This window comes from Holdemanella sp., assembly GCF_056804935.1.
In genome coordinates, this window is sequence record NZ_DBMEXE010000229.1 from 1 (window position 1) to 2501 (window position 2501).

1 protein-coding gene and 1 other annotated feature are annotated in these 2501 nt (G+C 35.7%); the gene reads right to left on the reverse strand.

What is annotated here, in order from left to right:
* Positions 1-152: 152 nt before the first annotated feature.
* Positions 153-2066 (reverse strand): lysine--tRNA ligase, encoded by a 1914-nt coding sequence (gene lysS / locus ACZQCL_RS08650; protein ID WP_482482823.1) that lies wholly within the window; start codon positions 2064-2066, stop codon positions 153-155.
* A 44-nt stretch (positions 2067-2110) separates the two neighbouring features.
* Positions 2111-2322 (reverse strand) — a binding site (T-box leader).
* Positions 2323-2501 lie beyond the last annotated feature (179 nt).

A 2501-nucleotide genomic window follows, 5' to 3' on the forward strand; every position in this document is an offset into this window, starting at 1 on the left:
AGCAACCCCCTTCATCAGAGAGTTGCTCTTTGTTTAATTCAATACAAAATGCTTCACTTTACTAGTGTAACCATCTTTTTCTTCTTAATTTTTTGGCGTAAGTTTGGCGTAAATGCGTAAATTTACAACCAAAAATTACTAATTTTTTTATCCTAGTAAAGCTTTGCACCTGCCGGAATGTGGTCATCAACCATCAGAAGATGAAGCTTTTCTTCGCCTTCTTCTTCATGAACAGCTGAGATCAACATACCTTCAGAATTGATACCCATCATCTTTCTTGGTGGTAGGTTTACAATCGCAATTGCAGTCTTTCCAACCAATTCTTCTGGTTCATAATATTCGTGAATTCCGCTTAAAATAACGCGATCTTTACGTTCTCCATCATCTAAAGTGAACTTTAATAGCTTCTTAGATTTTTCTACAGCTTCACAAGCTAGGACTTTAACAGCACGGAAATCTGACTTACTGAATGTTTCAAAATCTACCATATCTGTGAAGATTGGTTCGATTTTTACATTAGAGAAATCAACCTTTACAGGTGCAGCTTCCACTGGTTTTTTAGCTTCAGCTTTCTTGTTTGAATCCCCTAAGTTCTTCATGTGAGGGAATAATAATACTTCACGAATTGTTCTTTGATCCGTCAACAACATTACGAAACGATCAATTCCAAGTCCTACACCACCAGTTGGAGGAAGACCATATTCCAATGCTTCTACATAATCTGTATCCACTTCGTTGGCTTCATCATCACCTAATTCACGAAGTTCTAATTGTTTTTCGAAACGTTCTCTTTGATCAATTGGATCATTTAATTCAGAGAATGCGTTCGCATATTCGTGTCCACAAATGAACAATTCATAACGATCCGCAAATCTAGGATCTTTCTTATTCTTTTTAGCTAATGGAGAAATTGATGTTGGATGACCATATACAAATGTTGGTTGTACAATTGTTTCTTCAACATATTTTTCGAAGAATAAGTTGATGATGTGTCCAACTGTATTATGGATCTTTTCAACTTCAATATCATGTTCCTCAGCCAATTTAACAGCTTCTTCATAACTCATATCTTGCCAGAAATCTACACCACAAGCTTCTTTGATCGCATCAACCATGTGAATACGTTTAAAAGGAGCTTTTAATGATAATTGTGTTCCTTGATAAGTAATATCTGTAGTACCCAATACTTCATTAGCTACTGAATCAAACAATCCTTCAATCAAGTCCATCATTCCGTGTAAATCACTATAGGCAACATACGCTTCAACTGTTGTAAATTCAGGGTTATGCATCGCATCCATACCTTCATTACGGAATAAACGACCAATTTCATAAACACCTTCTAAACCACCAACGATCAAACGTTTCAATGGCAATTCAGTTGCGATACGCAAATAGAAATCCATATTTAATGTGTTGTGGTGCGTTACGAAAGGTCTAGCACTTGCACCACCTAAGATTGGTTGCATAACTGGAGTTTCAACTTCCACTAAACCTTGACCATCCAAATAGTGTTGGATTGCACGAATAATTTTTGGTCTTGTTAGTGCAATATGCTTAGCTTCTGGATTCATGATCAAGTCTACATAACGACGACGGAAACGCTCTTCAACATCTGTTAAACCATGGAATTTTTCTGGTAATGGACGAAGTGATTTTGAAAGGTGTGTATAGTTTTTAGCACGAACAGACAATTGTCCATGATCTGTTTTCATGACAGTACCCTCAATACCTACGATATCTCCAATGTCATTTTTCTTGAAGATTTCATATTGATCATCACCAATTTCATCTTTACGAACATAAATCTGAATTTGACCTTCACGATCCTGGATATTCATAAAACCAGCTTTACCCTGACGACGCTTCGTCATGATACGACCTGCAATCTTAACTGTTACTTGTAATTCATCTAATTCTTCTTTTGTCTTGTCTTCATAAGATGATTTGATAATACCCGAATTTGAAGTACGATCATAACGAGATCCAAATGGATCAATACCCATGTCGATCAAATCTTGCATCTTTTGACGACGAACTTGTTCTTGTTGCGTTAACTTTTCCATTGTTTTCTCCTTTTTCTTTTATCCATAAAAAAAGGCACTTGCCACAAAGGGACGAAGTGCTCGTGTTACCACCCTAATTTACCAGACAAATCACTTTGCCCAGCCTTAGTCACTGTCTATAAACAGCGCTTCCTTTAATGCAGGAAATACAAATAGCTCCAAGTCTTTATTCCCAATTAGTCCTACGCTTTTTTTCACCAACCAAAAGCTCTCTAAAGTATTTCTAAAAGGTACTCGCCCTCTTCATTGCCTTTTTATACGCTTTTATCCTACTAGACAATACACAATTTGTCAATTTAAGATTTATCCATATATCGAATATTTAATTCTTTAATACTGTTTTTAAATAAAACATCGATCTTGGCATAATATGTTTCTACATCCGGTTCAAAATTATGAGAAATCCAATACTTTAAAAAGTATAATAAATCATTC